We start from the raw sequence: 20,507 nt of genomic DNA, 5'->3' as shown, positions 1-20,507 counted from the left end.
TTTTCTTTCTCCGAGGAGTTGTGGTGATCGATTCTTTCGTCATGTTCATCACCGGGTTCGGCGGTAACACCGCGCTGGTGATCGTGCTGTTCACGCTGGCCGTACGGCTGCTGCTGCTGCCGCTCAGCGTGCGCCAGGCCAGGGCCGCCAAGGTGCGGCAGAGACTCGCCCCCGAGCTGAAGAAGCTGCAGGAGCGGTACGGCCGCGACCCCGAGCGGCTCAGCAAGGAGGTCAACGCCCTGTACGCCAAGGAAGGCACGTCGGCGTTCGCCGGCATCGGGCCGGCCTTCGCGCAGCTGCCGTTCCTGTGGCTGATGTACCAGGTCGCCACCCACCCGCTGGTCGGCACCGACCTGCTCGGGCAGCACCTCGCGACGGTGGTCGCGCAGTACGGCCTGGTCAGCGCGCCCGCGCTGGCCTTCGTGGCGATCATCGCACTGATCGCGCTGATCGCGTGGTACACCTCCCGCCGCATGGAGGCCGGCCAGTTCAGGATCCTGAAGCTGCTGCCGTTCGGCACCGTGCTCGCCGCGGCCTTCCTGCCCCTGGCCACCGGGATCTACCTGCTGGTCTCGACGGCCTGGACGGCGGCCGAGCGCCGGCTGCTCTACCCGGCTTCCTTCAACGCGGCGACCTGACCGTTGGCGACGTTCGGGGCAGGGAGCACGGCCCATACCGTGGTCGTCTCCCCCTCGTGTCGCACCCCCCAGCTCTCCGCGACGTACTCCACGATTCCGAGCCCGCGCCCGCCGAGCGACGACAGCGTCGGACGGCCCGCGCGCGGCTCGGTCGCGGCACCTCCGTCACTCACCGCCACCTCGACATGATCGTCACTCCACAGCCACGCCACCCTGACCATGCCGGAGGTCAGCGGTCGCGCGTGCCGTAGCGCGTTGCTCAGCAGCTCGCTCACCACCAGGACCGCGTCATCGATCGCGGCGGCGTAGACCCCCCACTCTTGCAGGTCAGTGCAGAGGCGCTGGCGTGCGACGGCGACGCTGGACAGTGCGTACGGCAACATCACGACGCTCGACACACCCACCTCCCCGCTCCCAGTTCCCCCCAGGGAAACCCCCCCGGTACGACCGAAATGCCCCGTTACCCGGTCCCAGAAACCGCGTCTCGATCACGGCTTGTACACATTGGACGATAGATCAGGGCATCCGTGACCGGCTCGTTACCGCCTCGGTGTGTCGGGCGCGATAGTGAGAACGAGCCTCATCCGGGTGCCTCCGACGGGTCGCGGATGGGCCGTGACCTCGCCCCCTTGCGCCCTGGCCAGGCTTCGCACGATGTACAGGCCGAGCCCCACGCCGCCGAATCTGCGCCGGTCACCGCTGTCGGCCTGCACGAACCTCTCAAAGATTCGGTCACGGTCGGCGGGGGCGATGCCGACGCCCTCGTCGTCGACGACCACGACCACCCGCCCGTCCTCCGCCCACGCCGCGACGCGGATCAGCCCGCCGTCGGGTGAGTACTTGAAGGCGTTCTCCAGGAGCTGGCCGAGCACGATGTCGGTGGCCAGGGCGTCGCCCCTGACGTCGGGCAGCCCCTCGGGGACGACCACCTCCACCCTGTGCGCGTCGGACAGCACCGGCAGCCCGAGCGTGGCCGCGCGGATGCGCTCGGCGACGCTGAAGGTCTCGATACGGACCTTGAGCTCCTCCGCTCCCGCGCGGGCGCCCAGCAGCAGGTGGTCCATCAGCTGGCCGAGCGACCTGGCCCGCTCGGCGATGGTGTGGACGGCGGAGCGCCGTTCGGGGTCGGTCAGCTTGTCCCACCGGGAGTCGAGCGTGCTGGCGAAGCCCCGCACGATCGTGATCGGGGTGCGCAGCTCGTGGCTGGTGGTGGCCAGGAACAGGTCCTTGGCCTCCTCCAGTTCCTTGGCGGCGGTGATGTCGCGGAAGTCGATCACCATCTCGCCCGTCTCCTCGATCTTCGCGCTGACCACGTCGAGCCAGCGGCCCGACTCGAGCTGGAAGGTCAGCTTCCGGCCCGGCTCGGGCAGCGGGAACGGCGGCGGCCTGCCGATCGCCTCGTCGGCGGCCACGCCGGTGAGCTCGCCGGCCGCGGGGTTCCACCGCAGGACCCGCCCCTGCCCGTCCAGCACCGCGATGCCGTCGGCGCTGGCGTCGAAGACCGCGCGCTCGTGCGCCCGCTGCCGCAGCACCTCCTGGTAGGCCTCCGCGTTGCCGACGGCGATGCCCGCGTGTCCCGCCAGCAACTCGAGCAGCTCCAGCTCGAGCGGCCCCGGTTTTCGCTCGGCGAACAACGCGTAGAGCGCCCCGTACGGGCGCCCGCCCACGGCGGCCAGGCCGAGCGCGATCGTGTGCAGGCCGGGTAATTCCGCCCACACCAGGTCGTCGAGCCCCTGCGACTCCAGCATCACGGTCCTGCCGGTGCGCAGCAGCTTGCCCACCAGGCTGCTGCGCAGGTCCGCGGTGGCGTCCCTGAGCGTCTCGGGCAGCTGGTAGGCGCTGACCAGCCGCAGCCGCTCCTTCTCGATCAGCACGAACCCGCCCGCGTCGGCTCCCGTCAGCTCGGTGAGGCTGGCCGCGATCCGGTCCAGCACGGCCGGCAGCTCCAGCTCGGCGTTGATGTCGCCGACCACGTCGGTGAGCCGGCGCACCAGCATGGCCCTGCGCGCCGACCGGTCGTGCGCGGCGACGTCGTCGCCGGTCGGGTGGTGGACGTGCACGTAGCCGATCACCGCGTTGCCCTGCAGGAGCGCGCTCGTGTCGACCCGCACGTCGAGCAGCGTGCCGTCCTTGCGGAAGCGCCTGGTGCGCAACGAGACCTGGCCGCCCGTGCGAACCCGCTCCAGCACCGCGTTGTGCTCGGCGGTCAGCTCGCCGGGAACGATCGGCGCGCGCCGCCCGACCAGCTCCTCGAAACTCCACCCGAACAACCGCTCCGCCGCAGGGTTCCAGGCCAGCACGGCCTGGTCTCTGTCGAGCACGACGACCGCGTTGGGGGCGCTGGAGAGTACGGCCGCGGTGATCTCCTCGTCACCCACCTTTCCATAGTGCCGGTGGCGGCCTCGCTCCGTGGCCTGATCCGTCCGATACGCTGCGGGCTATGTCGGCTGGCGACCTCGATGCCCTGTTGAGGGTCACCTCACCCACCTACCGGCCCGAGCGACCGCCGGAGGTCGCCATCGGCACCTACGACGGCGCCGTGGGCAGGCTGGTGCTCGCGGTGACCGGCAAGGGCGTGGTCGCCTGCAGCTTCGACGACGAGCACGCCGTCTTCGAGCGGATCTCGCGGGCCGTCGGCGGGCTCGTCGGGCCCGACCCGCGCCGCCTCGACCCGGTGCGGCGCGAGCTCGACGCCTACTTCTCCAGGCGCCTGCGCGCCTTCACCGTCTCCGTCGACCTGCAGCTGGCCACGCCGTTCGCGCGCACGCTGCTGCAGATGACCATGGCGGTGCCGTACGGCACCGCCACGACCACCGGCGACCTGGCGGCCCGCATCGGACGGCCGCAGGCGCTGCGCGCGGTGAGCAACGCGCTCAACGGCAACCCGGTGTGCGTGATCGTGCCCTGCCACCGGGTCGCCGATCGCGAGAGCTACCCCGGCGGGCCCACCGCGCTCGAACGCCTGCTGCGCGTCGAAGGCTAGCGGCGCCGCCGTACCGCGCCGCCGAGCCGGCCGACCAGCAGCGTGACCAGGCCGGCGATCAGGAAGGCGCCCAGCGCCGCGCTCATCCACGGCTGGCGGGTGAAGCCGAGCGCCGCGCGGGCGCCGTCCCAGATCGCGGCCCACCACGGGATCGTGGACGGGGCGGCCAGCAGCCACCACGCGCAGAACCCGAGCGCCCACGGGACCGTCATGATCCAGCGGGAGGGGGCGCGCTCGCTGGTGTTCCAGGTCCTGCCGCTGCCGAGCAGGAAGTAGTCGACGACGAGCACGCCCAGCATCGGCACGAAGACGGCGCCGATGATGCTGAGGAAGGCGCTGTAGGAGTTGACGTCGACGAGGAGCGCCACGCCGATCGTCACGACGCCGAGGGCCACCGAGAAGACCCGCCGGTCGACGCGCGGCATGAGGTTCTGCAGCGACATGGCCGTGGAGTAGACGTTCGCGAACGACTGGTCGGTCTCGCGCAGCACCAGGATGCCGAAGAACAGCGCGCCCAGCGGCGCGGCGACGAACGGGCCGAAGACCGCCGTCGGGTCGTTCAGCACGGCGTCGTGGCCGGCGATCGCGACCGCGTAGACGCCGATGGCCAGGCACGCCACCTGGGCGATCGTGTAACCGCCCACCACGCCGGTGAAGGCGGCCGAGCTGCTGCGCGAGTGCCGGGCGAAGTCGGCGGCCAGCGGTACCCACGAGACCGACAGCGCGATCACGAAGTCGACGGCGGGGGCGAAGGCGTCCCACGAGCCGCCGGCCGGCGCTGGAGCCCGCTGCAGGAGCGCGACCGCGAACCAGACGGTCGAGACGATCACGCCGATCGTGACGACCCGCCTGATGAGCCTGATCGCACCGAGCGGGTAGATCGTCAGCCCGGTGGTGATCACGCCCGCCACGATCACCCAGACCGCGTACGGCACGGCGTCGCCGACGATCGCCTGGGCGCCCATGGCGATGACCCACAGCTCGAAGGCACCCCACCCGAGCATCTGGATGATGTTGAGCACCGTGGGGACGTAGGACAGCCTCGCCCCGAACAGGCCTCTGAGCAGCACCATCGCCGGCTGTCCCGTCTGGGCGCCGGGGATGGCCGCGAGGCCCACCATGGCGGTGCCGATGAGACTTCCCACGACGGTGGCGGTGACCGCGGCGGTCATCGTCAGCGGGTTGTCGTCGAGGAGAGGGTTGATGAGGAAGAGGGCGAAGGAGAAACCCAGGAGGCTGACCCCGAGGTTGGCCCAGAAGGCGCCCTGGTCGAGGACGCCGAGGGTTCTGGGCGGGGCCTGGTCGAGGGTCAGCGGTACTTCGGCATGCTTCGGATCGACGACATGCGTCATCGCACGCTCCCTACGCCGGCATTACCCGGACAGGTTCATGCGGTCGGCGACGCCTGGGGGTCGCCCTCTCAGCCCGGCCATGCCCGAGCTCCCGCGGTTACTGGTTTGAGGCGAATTATTACATCTCGTTCCTTTTTGGCAACCACCCCCTCCCCGCCTCCCCACCCCTCCCGCCGTCCCTCCCGCAAGCCCACACCACCGAACCGGCCCTCCCGGAGAAACCCCGACCACCGCCCACACCACCGAACCGACGTCCCGAGAAACCCCGGCCCGTACCTCCCCGCCCATCCCGGAAGACCCCACCCGCGCCCCCTACAACCGCGACCGCACGCCCGCACCGGCCCCCCGAAGAAACATCGGCCCGCGCTTTCTTCGCAGTTCCGGGAGGTTGTGGTGGGGCGGGTCCGCGAGAATGGGGACATGACCGTTCCCGAAATCGACGTCACCGACGTGCCCGCTGGAGCCTTCCTGCTCGACGTCCGCGAGCCCGAGGAGTGGACGGCGGGCCACGCCCCCGACGCCACCCACATTCCGCTCGGCGAGCTGCAGGCCCGCGTCGACGAACTCCCCTCCGGCCCCGTCTACGTGGTGTGCAGGGTCGGCGGTCGGTCCGCGCACGCCGCCGCGTGGCTCAACCACATCGGCCGCGACGCGGTCAACGTCGGCGGCGGCATGCAGTCGTGGGAGCTGGCGGGCAAGCCCCTGGTCAGCGAGAGCGGCCTGCCGCCGTTCGTCGCCTGACGTCACCTACGCGACATCCGTCGCTCGACACCGCCAGGTGACGTCCGCCGCTCGACACCGCCTGTGTGACGTCCGTCGCTGGACGCCCCTGTGTGACGTCCGTCGCCTGACGCCGCCAGGTGACGTCCGCCGCTAGACGTCGCCTGTGTGATGTTCGTCGCCTGACGCCGTCTACTTGAGCAGCTTCGACATCCGCCGGTCGGCAAGGATCTTGCCCTCGGTCTGACAGGTCGGGCAGTACTGCAGCGAGGAGTCGGCGAACGACACCTCGCGGATGGTGTCGCCGCACACCTCGCACGGCTGCCCCGTCCTGTTGTGGACGCGCAGCCCCGACTTCTTCTCCGCCTTCAGGTCCTTGGCCGCCAGGCCGTGGGCGCGCTCCACCGCATCCCGCAGCGTGGTGACGATCGCCTCGTGCAGGTCGGCGATCTGCGCGTCGGTCAGCGTGGCCGCGATCTTGAAGGGTGACATCCGGGCCGCGTGCAGCACCTCGTCGGAGTAGGCGTTGCCGATGCCCGCGATGATCTTCTGGTCTCTCAGCAGGCCCTTGATCTGGGTACGGTTGCCGCCCACGATCTCCTTCAGCGCCTGGACGGTGAACTCGGGGACCAGCGGGTCGGGCCCGAGCGAGGCGATGCCGGGCACCTCCATCGGGTCCTTGACGACGTAGACGGCCAGACGTTTCTGGGTGCCTGCCTCGGTGAGCTCGAAGCCGGGCGCCAGGCCGTCGTCGTCGGGCGCCAGCCGTACCCGGACCGCGAGCGGGCCCTTGCCCGGACGCACGGGTTTGGCGCCCGACAGGTCGGCGCGCCAGCGCAGCCACCCCGCCCTCGACAGGTGGGTGACCAGGTGGAGGCCGTCGCAGTCGAGGTCGAGGAACTTGCCGTGCCTCGCCACGCCGGTCACCGTCAGCCCGCCGAGCGCGGTGACGGGCGGGTCGAAGGTCTTGAGCGCCTGGAAGGCGACCACGTCGACGGCCAGGATCGTGCGGCCGACCGCCTGCTCGCGCAGGAAGCCGGCCAGCGACTCCACTTCGGGAAGTTCCGGCATGCCTCCAGACTAGAGCGCACCCCCGGCGAGCGCCCTCGGACGAGCCGGGGCCGCGTCAGGGAAAAGGTCAGCTCGTGCCGCATCCCCTCGGCGGCCGCCCTCGCTCCCGAGCGGAAGTGACCATCCAACGCCCACCATCCCGAGCGGAAACGGCCGACTCGCGCCGCGCCCCGAGCGGAAGCGCCCGCCCCACACTCCGTGCCCCGAGCGGAAGCGCCCGCCCCACACTCCGCGCCCCGAGCGGAAGTGCCCGACCCGCGCGCCGCGACCCCGAGCGGAAGCGGCCGCCCCACGCGCCGCGCCCTCGACCGGAAGCGGCCATCCCATGCCCCAGGACCCCGCTCCCCGACGGAAGCGGCGGGTTCCTGACCCCCACGATCCCGGACGGCGGGGCCCGGGGTCAGGGGACGTCCCAGAAGGCCAGCTCGTGCCGCATGCCCTCGGTGAACAGTTCCTTCGCCCTGCCGAGGTCGGGCGCGGCCTCGTCGATCATCCCGGCGATCCGCTCGGTCAGCGCGGCGAACCCGGGGTCGGCGTAGGTGTCGACCCAGGCGCGGTAGCGGGGCTCCTCCGGCTTGTTCTCGGCGAGGATCCGGCCGAGGGTGGAGTATCCCCACATGCACGGGTACAGCGCGGCCAGGCCCTCGGCGTAGTCGGCCGCCGACTCCAGCAGGAAGGCGGTGTAGGCGGCGCAGGCCGGGCCCTTCCGCGCGCCGTCCAGGTCCGCGTCGAACGACGCCGACAGCGACCGGTGCAGCGAGAGCTCGTCGTGGTACGTGGTGTGCGCGAGGTCGACCAGGTCGCCCAGGTGGGCGGCGGGCGCCTGCCACGCCAGCCGGGCGAACACGCGCACGTAGTCGTGCAGGAACAGCCAGTCCTGCTCGAGCCACGACCTGAAGACCTTCTCCTCGAGGTCTCCTCTGCCGATGCCCACGACGGTGGGGTGCGCGAGTTGCGCGTCGAGCAGGGGCCGGCCGATGGCGTGCAGTTCCGCAGAAATCGACATATGCGGCAAGTTACCGGTTTTCCGTGGTGAGAGCGGCGGCGCCGAACGACACGCTGAACCGCTTGCACCAGATCGACACGCTGGTCAGGCTGCCGAGGTCGGTGTCGGCGGGGATGGCGTAGTTGGCGTTGCCCTTGTTCCCCTTGAGATGGCCGAGCTCCACGTACCTGCCGTCGTCGAAGTTGTGCCAGGAGTCGGTGACCGGCTGGTCGCTCAGCCATACGCGCAGGTCGGGGCCGTCGGAGGTGGCCAGGCGCTCGATGCGCAGTACGCGGCTGCCGTCGGGCAGCCTGAGCACCTTCGCGACACCCGACGTCCTGTGCTCATGGGTCACGAAATTTCCGGACATGAGGATGGTGGTTGCCGCGGCCGTCGCCGCCGGGACACCACCCGCCCCAGGGCTCGGCCTGCCCGGGGAGGACCGGTCCGGGGAGGACCGGTCCGGGGAGGACCGGTCCGGGGAGGACCGGTCCGGGGAGGACCGGTCCGGGGACGGCCGGTCCTGCGAGGGCGGCGCCGAGGACGTGACGGCCGCCTCCGGGAACGGCTCGTCCACCTCGACGGTGGTGAAGAGCCGCCACGGCTGGAACAGGTACATCGCGACCCCGAGGACCACCGCCACGGCGATCCAGGTCAGCGGATGGCGGAGGAGCTTCTTCATGGGTCCACCTGACCACGCCCCACGCCTGACGACGCTTACGGACCCCTTACGGCGTAATTTGAGGATATGAGTGTCACCATCGCCGAAGAGGTCCTGTTGCTCGCCCACAGCGAGGAGGACGGCAGGCAGCTGATCGGCTCCGCGGAACTGGGCGCCGCGCTGGGCGGTGCCGTCCTCGCCGAGCTGGCCGTCCAGGACCGGATCGAGCTGTCGAAGAAGACGGTCGCCGTCAAGGACGCCACCGGCACCGGCGACCCGGACCTCGACGCCGCGCTGACCCGTATCGCGGAGGACGGCAAGGAGCGCAAGCCCGCCTGGTGGGTCTCCAAGATCGGCACCAGCAAGCTGAAGACCCGCCTGCTGACCAAGCTCGCCGACGCCGGCGTGCTGTCCCAGGAGCGGGGCAAGGTGCTCGGCATCTTCCCCACGACGCGCTGGCCGGAGGCCGACGGCGGGGTGGAGGCCGAGGTTCGCGAGCGGGTGGCGAACGCGCTGGCCGGCGCGGACCCGGAGCCCCGTACGGCGGTGCTGATCGCGGTCATGCACGCGTGCAAGCTCGACCGCAAGGCCTTCCCCGGGGCGAGCAAGGAACGGATCAAGCAGATCACCGACGGCGAGTGGGCCGGCGAGGCGGTCGCCAAGACCATCGCCGACATCAACGCGGCCATCATGATCGCCGCCACCAGCGCCGCCATCGGCGCCGCAGCGGGCGGCTCCACAGGCTGACTCAGGGCAAGGCACCCGCCATCCCAACCGGCCCAGAAAGCCCGCGACCGGCTCAGGAAGACCCCGGCCGACCTACGAAGGCCCGCGACCGGCCCGGAAAGGCCCCGGCTCGGGGAGGGGTACCGCCCCTCCCCACCGGGGTGGTCACGACGGCGGGCGCACCGGCCCCGGGGTCAGCCCTTGTCCAGCGCGTCCTTGGGAACCGGCTGGTCCGCCTTCAGCGCCTCGAACAGCTGGGTGGCCCGCGTGGTGTCCCACTTGACCGCGGCCCCGCCCGCGACGTTCTCGTTGCCGCCGAACGGCACCACCGTCGTGATCGGGTCGCCGCCCATCGCGAGCCCGAGCGACAGCAGGTCGAACGCTCCGGTCGAGCCGTCGACCCGCACCGCGTCCGTGGCGCCGATGGCCAGCGGGATCGAGGTGAACGGGTTGATCAGCACCGCGGGGCTGGCCGCCTTCTTCACCACCGCGCCGAGGAACTGCCGCTGCCGCTTGGTCCGCTCGAAGTCGGGCAGCGCCCCGCCCTTCCTGGTGCGGACGTAGCCGAGCGCGGTGCCGCCGTCCATCTCCTGGCAGCCCTTCTTGAGCTTGAGCCCGGCCTTGGGGTCGTTGATCGCGTTCTTGACGCAGATCTCGACGCCGCCCACCGCGTCGACGATGCCGACGAAACCGGCGAAGCCGACCTCCATGTAGTTGTCGATCCTGATGCCGGTGACGTTCTCGACCGTACGGGTCAGCAGCTGGGGGCCGCCGATGGCGAAGGCCGCGTTGAGCTTGTTGCGCCCGTGGCCGGGAATGCTGACCGCGGAGTCGCGGGGCAGGCTGACCAGGGTGGGCCGGTCGCCGCCCTCGGGGATGTGCAGCAGCATCATCGAGTCGGTGCGCCGGCCGACCGCGCGTCCGGTGGCGAGCTTCCTGCGCTGGGCCGCCGACAGGCCCTCGCGGCTGTCGGAGCCGACGAGCAGCCAGTTGGTGCCGGGGGTGTCGGCGGGACGGCCGTCGTAGTCGTCGAGGACGCCGTCGATGCCCTGGATCCGCCCGTTGATCCAGAAGAACCCGACCACGCCGAGCACCAGCAGGATGGCGATCAGGGCGGCGAGGATCATCAGGATCGTCCGGCCCTTGATCCGGCCGCCCAGCAGCGGGCCGCGGGGGCCGCGCGGCTCCCTGGGTTCCTTCGGCGGCTTGCCCAGGGGGCGGACGGGGCTGGTGCCCGAGCGCGCCTTGCCGTACACGCGGGACGAGGAGGGCGGCGGGGGCGGGGACGGCGGCTCGTTCACCCTGGTGGGCTCGGCGCCGGGGACACGGTGCGCGGGCGCGCCGCCCGAACGGGGTTGACCTTCCTGCCGCCTGGGCAGGGGGCGGCCGTCGCCTGGCGAGCGCATGGCCCTGGTGCGGTCGTCCTCGGTCACGTCGTTTTCTCCCCCTCGGTATGGTTCGACGGTACTTCGTGGCTCTCACCAGTGCAGAGTGCTCGCCAAGGTTTTCCCATGGAAAAGTACTCAGACAAGAGCCGGAGTCCCTCCGGAAACATCTGACGCGACCTGGATCGTTACGGTTGGTGGACGACGTCGAACGAAAGGATGATCGTGTCCGCTCCGGACCCATGGAGTACTAGCCCGTGCATCCGCACGGGACCCTCTGCGAGCTCGAAATGAGCGCCTATCTCGGCATCCTCGCCCTCTTTCTTCTCACCGCGGCGACCGGTTACTTCGTCGCCCAGGAATTCGCCTTCGTCGCCGCCGACAGGGGCCTGCTCCGCGAGCAGGCGAGCGGCGGTGACGCGGCCGCCGAGCGGGCGCTGCAGGTCACCTCGCGCCTGTCGTTCATGCTCTCCGGCGCGCAGCTGGGCATCACCGTCACGGCCCTGCTCGTCGGTTTCCTCGCCGAACCCGCCATCGCCACGCTCGTCCGGCCGCTGCTCGGCGACCTGCCGGCGGCCTTCTCCGTGGCCATCGGCGTCTTCGTGGCGACCGTGATCCAGATGGTGCTGGGCGAGCTCGTCCCGAAGAACCTCGGCATCGCCAAGCCGGAGACGGTGGCCAAGTTCCTCGCCCGCTCGACCGTGGCATACCTGGCGGTCGCGGGCCCGCTCATCAAGCTGTTCGACTCGGCGGCGACCGGCCTGCTGCGCCGCCTCGGCGTGGAGCCGGTGGAGGAGGTGGAGCACGGCGCGACCCCGGAGGAGCTGTCCAGGATCATCGCCGAGTCCACCCAGGCCGGTGAGCTGCCCCCGCGGCTGTCGGAGCTGCTGGAGCGGGCGCTGGAGTTCGGCGACCGGACGGCCGAGGAGGCGATGGTCCCCAGGCCGCGCGTGGTCGTGCTGCGCGGCGACCGGACCATCTCCGACCTCATCGAGACGATGAGGGAGTGCGGCCACTCGCGCTACCCGGTGCTCGGCCCCGACGGCGACGTGGTGGGCGTGACGGGCGTGCGCGAGCTGCTGGCCTCGGGGCTGCAGGACGGCCCCGTCAGCGCGATCGCCCGGCCCGCGCTGCTCGTGCCCGACTCGCTGCCGCTGCCGCTCGTGCTGCAGCAGATGCGCGCCGCCAAGGACGACCTCGCCTGCGTCATCGACGAGTACGGCGGCCTGGCCGGCGTCCTGACCGTCGAAGACCTGGCCGAGGAACTGGTCGGCGAGCTCCTCGACGAGAACGACCCTGAGCCCGTCGGCGTGGTCGAGCGTCCCGGCGGTGTCTGGGACGTCCCCGGCACGCTACGGCTGGACGAGGTCGAGCGGGCCACGGGGATCGCGCTGCCCGAGAGCGACGACTACGACACCGTGGCCGGTCTGGTGCTGGCCAGGCTGGGCCGGATGGCCGAGCCCGGCGACAGGGTGACCGTGGAGCTCGTCGCCGACGCCGACCCGTTCAGCGACGACGCCCAGGAGTCGCAGGCCGAGCTCATGGTGCTGTCCCTGCAGCGCAGGGTCCCCGAGTGGGTACGGCTGGCCCCCGTCCCGCACCCCGCGGAGGTGGGCCGGTGAACCCGCTCGTCCTGCTCCTGCTCAGCGCGGCGCTGCTGGTCTTCAACGCGCTGTTCGTGGCCGCCGAGTTCGCCTTCGTCTCCGCGCGCAGGCACCGCCTGGAGGAGATCGCCTCCGGCGGCGGCAAGCTGACCAGGTTCGTCGCCAAGTCGGCGGTCGAGGCCGGCAAGCAGCTGTCGCTCATGCTGGCGGGCGCGCAGCTCGGCATCACGCTGTGCACGCTCGGCCTGGGCATGGTGACCGAGCCCGCGATCGAGCACTATCTGGAGCCGGTCTTCGCCTGGATCGGCCTGCCGGAGGGGCTGCGGGTGCCGATCTCGCTGACCATCGCGCTGGCCCTGGTCACGTTCCTGCACATGGTCGTCGGCGAGACGGCGCCCAAGTCGTGGGCGCTCACGCACCCCGAGAGGGCCGCGCTGCTGCTGACGGCGCCCTTCCGCGCCTTCACGCGGCTGATGCGCCCGCTGCTGTGGGCGCTGAACGGTTTCACCAACCTGATCCTGCGCGTGTTCGGCGTGCACGCCCGTGACGAGCTCGCCACCACCAGGACGCCTCGCCAGCTCGCCATGCTGGTCGGCGAGTCCGGCCGGATGGGGCTGCTCGACCGCGACGAGCACGACCTGCTGACCAGGGCGCTGCGGCTGGAGGCCGAGGGCATCGAGCGGCTCATGGTCTCGATCGACCAGGTCGTCATGGTGCCTGCCGACGCGGACTCCGGCGAGGTCAGGCGGGTCGCGGGCAAGAGCGGCCACCTGCGGCTGCTGGTCGGCACGCGGTCCGACGTCAGGGGCGTGCTGCACGCGCGCGACGCCGTACTGCGCCCGGAGACCGCCGCCGGGGAGCTGGCGCGGCCGCTGCCGCGCCTGCCGTGCGTCACCCAGGTTCCCGAGGCCGTGGCGGCCCTTCAGGACGCGCGCGCGCACCTGGGGCTGGTCGTCGCGGCCGACCAGTCGGTCATCGGCATGGTGAGCCTGAGCGACCTGCTCGGCGAGCTGCTGGACACCAGAGCCGCGTGAGCCGGATTCCCCCGGCGCCCCATGGGCGCCGGGGGAGCCAGGCCACAGTTGTGTCACAAGAGGGCAAAGTCCGCCGGCCGCATCGCGACGCGCCGATCCCCCCGACGAATCAGCTCTGAGCGAAACATTCGAAAACACGAAATGGTCGTGTAAGCGAGTTGAAAGTGGCTCGCAAGCGAGGTCGGATACCGTTTCGCAAGCGGGCGCGGGCCGTGACCCAAAAAACGAGCCCCGGCTCTTGCGAACCGGGGCTCTGTTTCGTCAATGTTGGTCCACCGATGACATCGGGGACCTGAGTGGGCGAGGAGGGATTTGAACCCTCACGTCCTTTCGGACACACGGACCTGAACCGTGCGCGTCTGCCGTTCCGCCACCCGCCCTTGTGGGTGCGGAGAAACAGTAGCACGGATCAGACGCTGGTACCGAACCCGGATACGATCGCATCAAGACGCGGAGAGAAGAGCTGGGTGCAAGAGAGCGACTCAGGAGCCACCGGCACCCCAGCGGCCGCGACGATATGCACGGAGGAGGGGAGGTACCCGGTGGGAGTCCTTCAGCGCTTCGAGCGAAGGCTCGAAGGCTTGGTTGAGGGGGCCTTTGCGCGGGCGTTCAAATCTGACCTTCAGCCGGTCGAGGTCGCCAGCGCGGTGCAGCGGGAGATGGACGAGCGGGCCGCCATCGTGGCTCAGGGCCGGACGCTCGTGCCCAACGACTTCGTGGTGGAGCTGTCGACGACCGACGCCGAGCGACTCGAGGTCTACGCCGACAGCATCAGCCACGAGCTGGCCAACCTCGCCAGGGAGTACGCCAAGGAACAGGGCTACTCCTTCGTGGGACCGGTCCGGGTCCGGTTCGAGACGGCCCCCGACCTCGCGGTCGGGCTGTTCCGCATCCGCTCGGGCGTCATCAGGGGAGCGACGGTCGAGCAGGACGAGATCCGCCAGCCCAAGAGCGATCTTCCGGCCTCGCGGCCGGGGGCGTTCGGCGGCCGGCCGCGACTGCTGGTCTCCACGCAGGACGACCCGCAGGGCGACCGCTCGTACGAGCTGACCACCCCGGTGACCTTGCTCGGGAGAGGCACCGACTGCGATCTTCGTCTTGTCGATCCAGGCGTCTCCCGGCACCACGCGGAACTACGCGTCGAGGGTCCGCAGGTCGTGCTCGTCGACCTCGGCTCCACGAACGGCACATTCGTCAACGGCCAGCCGGTACGCAGGATCGAGCTCCAGAACGGCACTCGTGTCACCCTGGGGCGCACGACCCTGGTGTTCCGGCGCGATTAGAGGTAGACAAACGGTCCATGTCCGAGCTCACGCTGCTGCTGATCCGGCTCGCCTTCCTGGCGGTGCTGTGGTTCTTCGTCATTGCCGCAGTCGGGGTGATCCGGACGGACCTGTTCGGTTCACGTACGGCTCCGGCCGCGCCCCGGCCCAAGGCGGCGAGCCCCAAGCCCGCCGCCAAACCCAAGAGCAAGAAGGGGGAGCCACGCCAGCTGGTCGTCACGGGCGGCCCCCTGCAGGGCACCACCATCAGCCTCACGGAGACGCCCATCACCATCGGCAGGGCCAACGACGCCACGCTGGTCGTGACCGACGACTACGCTTCCAGCCGGCATGCCCGACTCTTCCCCCAGGACGGTCAGTGGATCGTGGAAGATCTTGGCTCAACCAACGGCACGTATCTCGACCGCTCGAAAGTCACCCGCCCGACCCCTGTGCCGCTCGGTGTCCCGATCCGGGTCGGCAAGACAGTCATTGAATTGCGCAAATGACCATCGCACTCCGCTACGCCGCCCGCTCGGACGTCGGCCTCCTCCGCGAAGGGAACGAGGACTCGGCGTACGCTAGCGGCCGCCTGCTCGCCGTCGCCGACGGCATGGGCGGGCACGCACACGGCGAGGTGGCGAGCTCCGTCGCCATCGCCGCAATGGCCTCTCTGGAAGAGAGCCAACAGGGGGGTGACCTGCTCAACGCCATCGAGGCGGCGGTACGCGACGCGAACCGCAAGCTCCACGAGATGGTCGGGCGGGATCCCAGCCTCAAGGGCATGGGCACCACTCTCACCGCGATGCTCTGGAACGGCACCCAGGTCGCGCTGGTGCACGTCGGCGACTCGCGCGCCTACCTGCTCAGACGCGGGGAGCTCTACCAGATCACCCACGACCACACGCTCGTCCAGCAGCTGGTCGACGACGGGCGGATCACCCCCGAGGAGGCGGCGACGCACCCGCAGCGGTCGATCCTGCTGCGGGCCCTCGACGGCAGCGGCGAGGTCGATCCCGACCTCACCCTGCGTGAGGCCCAGCTCGGCGACCGCTACCTGCTCTGCTCCGACGGGTTGTCGGGGGTGGTGAGCGCCGAGACTCTGCACGCGACGCTCACCAACATCGACGACCCCGAGGAGGTCGTGCGCCAGCTCATCGACCTGGCCAACAGAGGCGGCGGCCCCGACAACATCACCTGCGTGCTCGCCGACGTGGTCGACCTCACCGAGGGCGTACAGGTGCCCACGGAGGCGGCGGTGGTCGGCGCGGCCGGCTCCAACCGGCTTCGCGCGGGTTCCCCCGGGGAGCCGGCGGGGCGAGTGAGCGCGGCGACCGCACCCCAGCCGGTGATCACCGACGACGATGACGACTACGACGACGCCGAGGCGTCGGGGCGAGCCGTCAGGCGCCGTCGCGTGTGGCCCGTGCTGGTCTCCGTGCTCGGTGTGGCCGGGGTGGCCGCCGGTGTCGGCGGCTTCTTCGGCTGGCAATGGGTTCAGGACCAGTACTTCGTCGGAGCAAGGGGCGACGAGGTGGTCGTTTATCGCGGAGTGCAGCAGGAGGTGGGCCCCATCCAGTTCTTCGAGGTGGTCAAGCCCACCGGTCGCAAGGTCTCCGACCTGTCCTCCACCGAACAGGCTCTGGTGAAGGACGGCATCAAGGTCGCCGACGAGGGCGAGGGCCTCGAGAAGATCAACAGCCTGACGTTCAGTCTCAACGCCACCGAGCCGAAGCCCTCGGTCACCCCGTCATCAACCCCGACCAAGACGAGGTCCCAGTAGGTGAGCGAAGTGGTCGCGACCCCCGTCCCCATGCCCGCCAAGCGGCGTGCCGTCCAGCTGTTCATGCTGGCCGGAGCCGTGGCGATCGTCATGGGGGCCTACGCCAACGTCGGCCTGGCCGTCGACGGCGCCATCCCCGCCGGCATGCTGACGTACGGCCTCAGCCTCGGTGGCCTGATGCTGGTCGCCTACCTCGTCCTGGCAAAGTTCGCCCCGTGGGCGGACCCCCTCATCCTGCCCCTGGTCACCCTCGTCAACGGCCTCGGCCTGGTGATGATCTACCGGCTGGAGGTGGCAGGGCAGGAGGGCGCGTCCGCCACCAACCAGATCGTCATGACCGGCGTCGGCGTGGTGCTCTTCACCGTGACGTTGATCGTGCTGCGCGACCACCGTGCCCTGCAACGTCTCACCTACACCGCGGGCCTCGTGGGCCTGGTCCTGCTGATCTCCCCGCTCACCCCGGGGCTCGGCAAGACCATCAACGGCGCCCGCATCTGGATCGGCGTCGGCGGCTTCAGCATCCAGCCCGCCGAGTTCGCCAAGCTGGCGCTGGTGATCTTCTTCGCCGGTTACCTGGTGGCCAAGCGCGACGTCCTCGCGCTGGCCGGGCGGCGGCTGCTGTTCATCGACCTGCCACGCGCCCGCGACCTCGGCCCCATCCTGATCACCTGGGCCGTCGCGATCGGCGTCCTGGTGCTGCAGCGTGACCTGGGCTCCTCCCTGCTGCTGTTCGGCGGCTTCGTCGTGATGCTCTACATCGCCACGCAGCGCACCTCATGGGTGCTGATCGGCGTGCTGCTGTTCGTCGGCGGCGCCTACATCGCCGGCCAGCTCTTCAGCCACGTGGGCGACCGGTTCGACGTGTGGCTGGACCCCGCCAACCCCGCGTACTACGACCGCCCGTTCGGCGGCAGCTACCAGCTCATGCAGGGGCTGTACGGCTTGGGCGCAGGCGGCATCCTGGGCACGGGGCTCGGCCAGGGCCACCCCAAGGAGATCCCGCTCGCCTTCTCCGACTTCATCTTCACCGCCGTGGGCGAGGAACTCGGCCTCACCGGGCTGATGGCGCTGCTGCTCATCTACGCGCTCATCGTGGAGCGCGGCCTGCGCACCGCGATCGCGGCCCGCGACCCGTTCTCCAAGCTGCTGGCCGGCGGCCTCTCGTTCATCCTCGCCTGGCAGATCTTCATCATCGTCGGTGGCGTCACCGGCCTCATCCCGCTGACGGGTCTCGTCACGCCGTTCATGTCGCAGGGCGGTTCGGCGCTGCTGGCTAACTGGATCCTTATCGCCCTTCTGGTACGCATGTCTGATGCCGCCCGACGCCCCCCACCCCAGGCGATCCAGGACGAAGGACTGACGCAGGTGTTCCAGCGATGAACGGGCCTCTCAAGCGCGCGGCCGTGGCGTGTCTCGTCATGTTCGGGCTGCTCATGCTGAACGTCAACTACGTGCAGGCCCTCAAGGCCGAGAGCCTGAACGACGACGCCAGGAACAAGCGCAACTTCTTCGAGCGCTACGAGGTGCAGCGCGGCCGCATCACCGCGGGCGGCACGATCCTCGCGCAGTCGGTCGAGCAGAAGAAGGGCAACTTCCGCTTCGTCCGTGAGTACCCGGACGGGAAGGTCTTCGCGCACGTCACCGGCTACTTCTCCCCGGAGAGCGAGTCGGCGATCGAACGCGCCACCAATGGCTACCTCGACGCCAGCCACCCCGACCTGCTGCTGCGCAGGAGCATCGACCTGTTCACCGGCGAGCCGACGCGCGGCGCCAACGTCGAGGTGACGATCAACCCGAAGGCGCAGAAGGCGGGCCACGAGGCGCTGGCGGCCAGCGGCAAGCGGGGCGCGGTCGTCGCGCTCAACCCGAAGACCGGCGCGATCCTGGCCATGGTGTCGCTGCCCACCTACGACCCGAACGTGCTGTCGGGCACCGACAAGGGGACGGTCTTCGCCGCCTACAACAAGCTCGACAAGGACAAGACCAACGGTCCGCTGGTCAACCGGGCGATCAACCGCACCTACCCGCCCGGCTCCACCTACAAGGTGGTGACGGCGGCGGCGTTCCTGGAGGACGACTCCAGCCGCGACGGGCAGACCATCGTGCCCGCCCCACAGGTCCTCGACCTGCCCAACACCACCGCCGACCTGCCCAACTCGGGCGGCGCGGCCTGTGGTGGCGGCCAGGTGCCACTGGTGTACGCGCTGGAGCGCTCGTGCAACACGCCGTTCGGCAAGATCGGCATGGACCTCGGCTACGACCGGATGGCCGAGCAGGCCGCGAAGTTCGGCGTCGGTGAGCCGCTGTCCGTCCCGATGGAGGTCTCCAAGAGCGACGTCGGCCCCAAGGAGGACGCCGCCGCGCTCGCCCAGGCCTCGATCGGCCAGCGCAGCAACCAGATGACGCCGCTGGAGATGGCGATGGTGGCCGCCGGCATCGCCAACGACGGCAAGGTCATGCGGCCGTACCTGGTGCAGAAGATCACCGACGCCAAGAACGACACCATCGACGAGGCCGAGCCCGAGGAGCTGTCCGAGGCGGTCAGCTCCGAGACCGCGGCCAAGCTCAGGCAGATGATGGTCAGCGTCGTCAACAACGGCACCGCCAACCGCGCCCAGATCCCGGGCGTCGAGGTGGGCGGCAAGACCGGCACCGCGCAGACCACGCCGGGCAAGGCGCCGCACGCCTGGTTCATCTCCTTCGCGCCCGCCCAGGACCCGCAGGTCGCGGTGGCGGTCATCGTCGAGTCCGGCAGCGCGGGCACCGAGGCCTCCGGTGGCCAGACCGCGGCTCCCATCGCGAAGGCCGTGATGGAGGCGGTGCTCGCCAAGTGACCTCCCCCAGTCGCCGGCTCGGCGAGCGCTACCTCCTGGTGTCGCGCATCGCCGTCGGCGGCATGGGCGAGGTCTGGCGCGGCAAGGACGAACTGCTCGGCCGCGAGGTCGCCGTCAAGCTCATGCGGGGCGGCGTGGCGGCCGACCCGTCCTTCCTCGCCCGCTTCCGCAACGAGGCCAGGATCACCGCGGGCCTGTCCGATCCCGGCATCGCCCAGGTCTTCGACTACGGCGAGCAGAGCGACCTGGCCTACCTGGTGATGGAACTGGTGCCGGGAGAGTCGCTGTCGGCCATCCTGGCGCGCAACGGCGCGCTCGGCCCCGAGGTGGCGCTCGACGTGATCCACCAGACCGCCAAGGCGCTGCAGGCGGCGCACGCGGCGGGCATCATCCACCGCGACATCAAGCCGGGCAACCTGCTGGTCACCCGCGAGGGCACGATCAAGGTCACCGACTTCGGCATCGCCCGCGCGATGGAGGCCGCACCCGTCACGCAGACGGGCACCGTTCTCGGCACGGCCCAGTACGTCAGCCCCGAGCAGGCGCAGGGTCTGCCGCTGACGCCCTCGACCGACCTCTACTCGCTCGGCGTGGTGGCCTACGAGTGCCTGGCCGGCAGCACGCCCTTCCACGCCGACAGCCAGGTGGCGATCGCGCTCCAGCACCTCAGCGCGGCTCCCCCGCCGCTGGACGCCTCGATCCCGGCGCCGGTGCGCGACCTGGTCATGGAGCTGCTGTCGAAGGAGCCGTCGAGGCGTCCCGCGAGCGCGCGGGAGCTGGCCGACCGGGCTCTCGCGCTGCGCCAGACGATGCTGGGCGCCGACGACTCCGGCACCGAGCTGCGCATGCTGACCGATCCGGCCGGGTTCCGCGTCAACCAGCGGACCGGCCAGGGTCCGGTCGGCGGCTCGCCCGAGACGGTCATCGAGCCCGCCGAGCCGTACGGCGGCACGCCGACGCCGGTGCCCCCCGGCGGGGGCGGGCCGTACGGGGACGACACGGGGCGGTGGGGCGCGCACACGCAGATCTCCGAGCCCGTGCGGCGGCGCAGGCGGCGCACCACGGTGCTGGTCGCGACGGCGGGGTGCGCCGCGGCGGTCGGGCTCGGGGCGTTCGCTATCGCCAATTACGGCCTCGGCGAAACCCCCAACGTGACGGAACCCACACAAACTGTGGAAAGCACTCCGTCCATGAAGCCGAGCAGGACCAAGACACCGTCACGCCGGCCCGCCACGGTTCCGCCGAGGACCGCTCGGCCGGTACCCTCACGGTCAGCTACGGTAAGCACGTCGGCCACTCCCACGCAGCGGCCGACGACGACGAAGACGCCAAAGCCGACCCCGACCCCGACCCCGACGCCCACACCAACGCCCACCCCCACCCCGACGCCAACAGTGACACCAACTGGCTCCCCCGATCCGGGCGAAACCATCCCGCCGAACGAGGAGACGTGATGCGTCGCGGGGTCG

General features: G+C 70.7%; 19 protein-coding genes, 1 tRNA gene and 1 riboswitch. Of the genes, 12 read left to right on the top strand and 8 right to left on the bottom strand.

Annotated features, from left to right (window positions below; translation table 11 throughout):
- Positions 1–23 precede the first annotated feature (23 nt).
- Positions 24–638 carry a YidC/Oxa1 family membrane protein insertase gene (locus ACWENQ_RS08025; protein WP_354917031.1) on the top strand — a complete coding sequence of 205 codons (615 nt, stop codon included), beginning with the start codon at positions 24–26 and terminating at the stop codon, positions 636–638.
- Here ACWENQ_RS08025 and ACWENQ_RS08020 read toward each other — a convergent pair.
- The gene (locus ACWENQ_RS08020; RefSeq protein WP_354917027.1) at positions 608–1,036 is read right to left on the bottom strand and encodes an ATP-binding protein; all 429 of its coding nucleotides are present in this window, start codon (positions 1,034–1,036) and stop codon (positions 608–610) included. The two genes, ACWENQ_RS08025 and ACWENQ_RS08020, sit on opposite strands and share 31 nt — an antisense overlap.
- Before the next feature lie 141 nt (positions 1,037–1,177).
- The gene (locus ACWENQ_RS08015) at positions 1,178–3,016 is read right to left on the bottom strand and encodes a PAS domain S-box protein (RefSeq protein ID WP_449930039.1); all 1,839 of its coding nucleotides are present in this window, start codon (positions 3,014–3,016) and stop codon (positions 1,178–1,180) included.
- 62 nt (positions 3,017–3,078) lie between these two features.
- On the opposite strand from ACWENQ_RS08015, the gene ACWENQ_RS08010 reads away from it, so the two are divergent.
- Positions 3,079–3,621, top strand: coding sequence for a methylated-DNA--[protein]-cysteine S-methyltransferase (locus tag ACWENQ_RS08010; protein WP_354917021.1), 543 nt, complete (start codon positions 3,079–3,081; stop codon positions 3,619–3,621).
- Here ACWENQ_RS08010 and ACWENQ_RS08005 read toward each other — a convergent pair.
- A complete protein-coding gene (locus tag ACWENQ_RS08005; RefSeq protein ID WP_452413223.1) occupies positions 3,618–4,973 on the bottom strand; it encodes a purine-cytosine permease family protein in 1,356 nt (451 codons plus the stop codon). The two genes, ACWENQ_RS08010 and ACWENQ_RS08005, sit on opposite strands and share 4 nt — an antisense overlap.
- A riboswitch (TPP riboswitch) is annotated at positions 4,964–5,078 on the bottom strand. Its footprint overlaps the gene before it by 10 nt.
- A 315-nt stretch (positions 5,079–5,393) precedes the next feature.
- Here ACWENQ_RS08005 and ACWENQ_RS08000 point away from each other — a divergent pair.
- Entirely contained in the window at positions 5,394–5,714 is a 321-nt protein-coding gene (locus ACWENQ_RS08000) for a rhodanese-like domain-containing protein (protein ID WP_452413222.1), read from the top strand.
- Between the two features lie 171 nt (positions 5,715–5,885).
- Here the strand turns inward: ACWENQ_RS08000 and ACWENQ_RS07995 are convergent, their stop codons facing one another.
- From ACWENQ_RS07995 to ACWENQ_RS07985, 3 genes are all read right to left on the bottom strand, one after another.
- A complete protein-coding gene (locus tag ACWENQ_RS07995) occupies positions 5,886–6,764 on the bottom strand; it encodes an Fpg/Nei family DNA glycosylase (protein ID WP_449930044.1) in 879 nt (292 codons plus the stop codon).
- 400 nt (positions 6,765–7,164) lie between these two features.
- Positions 7,165–7,770: a TenA family protein gene (locus ACWENQ_RS07990; protein WP_449930046.1), complete on the bottom strand. Its 606-nt coding sequence runs from the start codon at positions 7,768–7,770 to the stop codon at positions 7,165–7,167.
- 10 nt (positions 7,771–7,780) lie between these two features.
- The gene (locus ACWENQ_RS07985; RefSeq protein ID WP_452413221.1) at positions 7,781–8,431 is read right to left on the bottom strand and encodes a DM13 domain-containing protein; all 651 of its coding nucleotides are present in this window, start codon (positions 8,429–8,431) and stop codon (positions 7,781–7,783) included.
- A gap of 66 nt (positions 8,432–8,497) precedes the next feature.
- Between ACWENQ_RS07985 and ACWENQ_RS07980 the strand changes: the two genes are divergently transcribed.
- A complete protein-coding gene (locus ACWENQ_RS07980; RefSeq protein ID WP_449930050.1) occupies positions 8,498–9,157 on the top strand; it encodes a GOLPH3/VPS74 family protein in 660 nt (219 codons plus the stop codon).
- Between the two features lie 173 nt (positions 9,158–9,330).
- Here the strand turns inward: ACWENQ_RS07980 and ACWENQ_RS07975 are convergent, their stop codons facing one another.
- Entirely contained in the window at positions 9,331–10,569 is a 1,239-nt protein-coding gene (locus ACWENQ_RS07975; protein ID WP_449930052.1) for an LCP family protein, read from the bottom strand.
- Between the two features lie 242 nt (positions 10,570–10,811).
- Between ACWENQ_RS07975 and ACWENQ_RS07970 the strand changes: the two genes are divergently transcribed.
- Both ACWENQ_RS07970 and ACWENQ_RS07965 read left to right on the top strand, forming a co-directional pair.
- Positions 10,812–12,143 carry a hemolysin family protein gene (locus ACWENQ_RS07970; protein WP_449930054.1) on the top strand — a complete coding sequence of 444 codons (1,332 nt, stop codon included), beginning with the start codon at positions 10,812–10,814 and terminating at the stop codon, positions 12,141–12,143.
- Positions 12,140–13,159, top strand: coding sequence for a hemolysin family protein (locus ACWENQ_RS07965; RefSeq protein WP_452413220.1), 1,020 nt, complete (start codon positions 12,140–12,142; stop codon positions 13,157–13,159). Before ACWENQ_RS07970 ends, ACWENQ_RS07965 begins: the two co-directional genes overlap by 4 nt.
- Before the next feature lie 297 nt (positions 13,160–13,456).
- On the opposite strand, the gene ACWENQ_RS07960 is transcribed toward ACWENQ_RS07965, so the two are convergent.
- A tRNA-Leu gene (locus ACWENQ_RS07960) sits at positions 13,457–13,539 on the bottom strand.
- 162 nt (positions 13,540–13,701) lie between these two features.
- Here ACWENQ_RS07960 and ACWENQ_RS07955 point away from each other — a divergent pair.
- Genes ACWENQ_RS07955 through ACWENQ_RS07930 form a run of 6 tightly spaced genes read left to right on the top strand, consistent with a single transcriptional unit; the run spans position 13,702 to position 20,492 of the window.
- Entirely contained in the window at positions 13,702–14,442 is a 741-nt protein-coding gene (locus ACWENQ_RS07955; RefSeq protein ID WP_354916992.1) for a DUF3662 and FHA domain-containing protein, read from the top strand.
- A gap of 17 nt (positions 14,443–14,459) precedes the next feature.
- Positions 14,460–14,930, top strand: a complete 471-nt coding sequence (locus tag ACWENQ_RS07950) for an FHA domain-containing protein FhaB/FipA (RefSeq protein ID WP_354916989.1) — start codon at positions 14,460–14,462, stop codon at positions 14,928–14,930.
- Positions 14,927–16,204, top strand: a complete 1,278-nt coding sequence (locus ACWENQ_RS07945; protein ID WP_449930059.1) for a Stp1/IreP family PP2C-type Ser/Thr phosphatase — start codon at positions 14,927–14,929, stop codon at positions 16,202–16,204. The genes ACWENQ_RS07950 and ACWENQ_RS07945 overlap by 4 nt, the downstream gene beginning before the upstream one ends.
- Positions 16,205–16,234: 30 nt before the next feature.
- Positions 16,235–17,584: an FtsW/RodA/SpoVE family cell cycle protein gene (locus ACWENQ_RS07940; protein ID WP_354917108.1), complete on the top strand. Its 1,350-nt coding sequence runs from the start codon at positions 16,235–16,237 to the stop codon at positions 17,582–17,584.
- Positions 17,581–19,038: a peptidoglycan D,D-transpeptidase FtsI family protein gene (locus ACWENQ_RS07935; protein ID WP_449930061.1), complete on the top strand. Its 1,458-nt coding sequence runs from the start codon at positions 17,581–17,583 to the stop codon at positions 19,036–19,038. Before ACWENQ_RS07940 ends, ACWENQ_RS07935 begins: the two co-directional genes overlap by 4 nt.
- On the top strand, positions 19,035–20,492 hold the full coding sequence (locus ACWENQ_RS07930) for a serine/threonine-protein kinase (protein WP_449930063.1): 1,458 nt from the start codon (positions 19,035–19,037) through the stop codon (positions 20,490–20,492). Before ACWENQ_RS07935 ends, ACWENQ_RS07930 begins: the two co-directional genes overlap by 4 nt.
- The last annotated feature ends 15 nt before the right edge of the window (positions 20,493–20,507 follow it).

The organism is Nonomuraea sp. NPDC004354 (genome assembly GCF_053602555.1).
The sequence above is the reverse complement of the archived record's forward strand: the minus strand, read 5'-3'. Positions and strand labels throughout refer to the sequence as shown.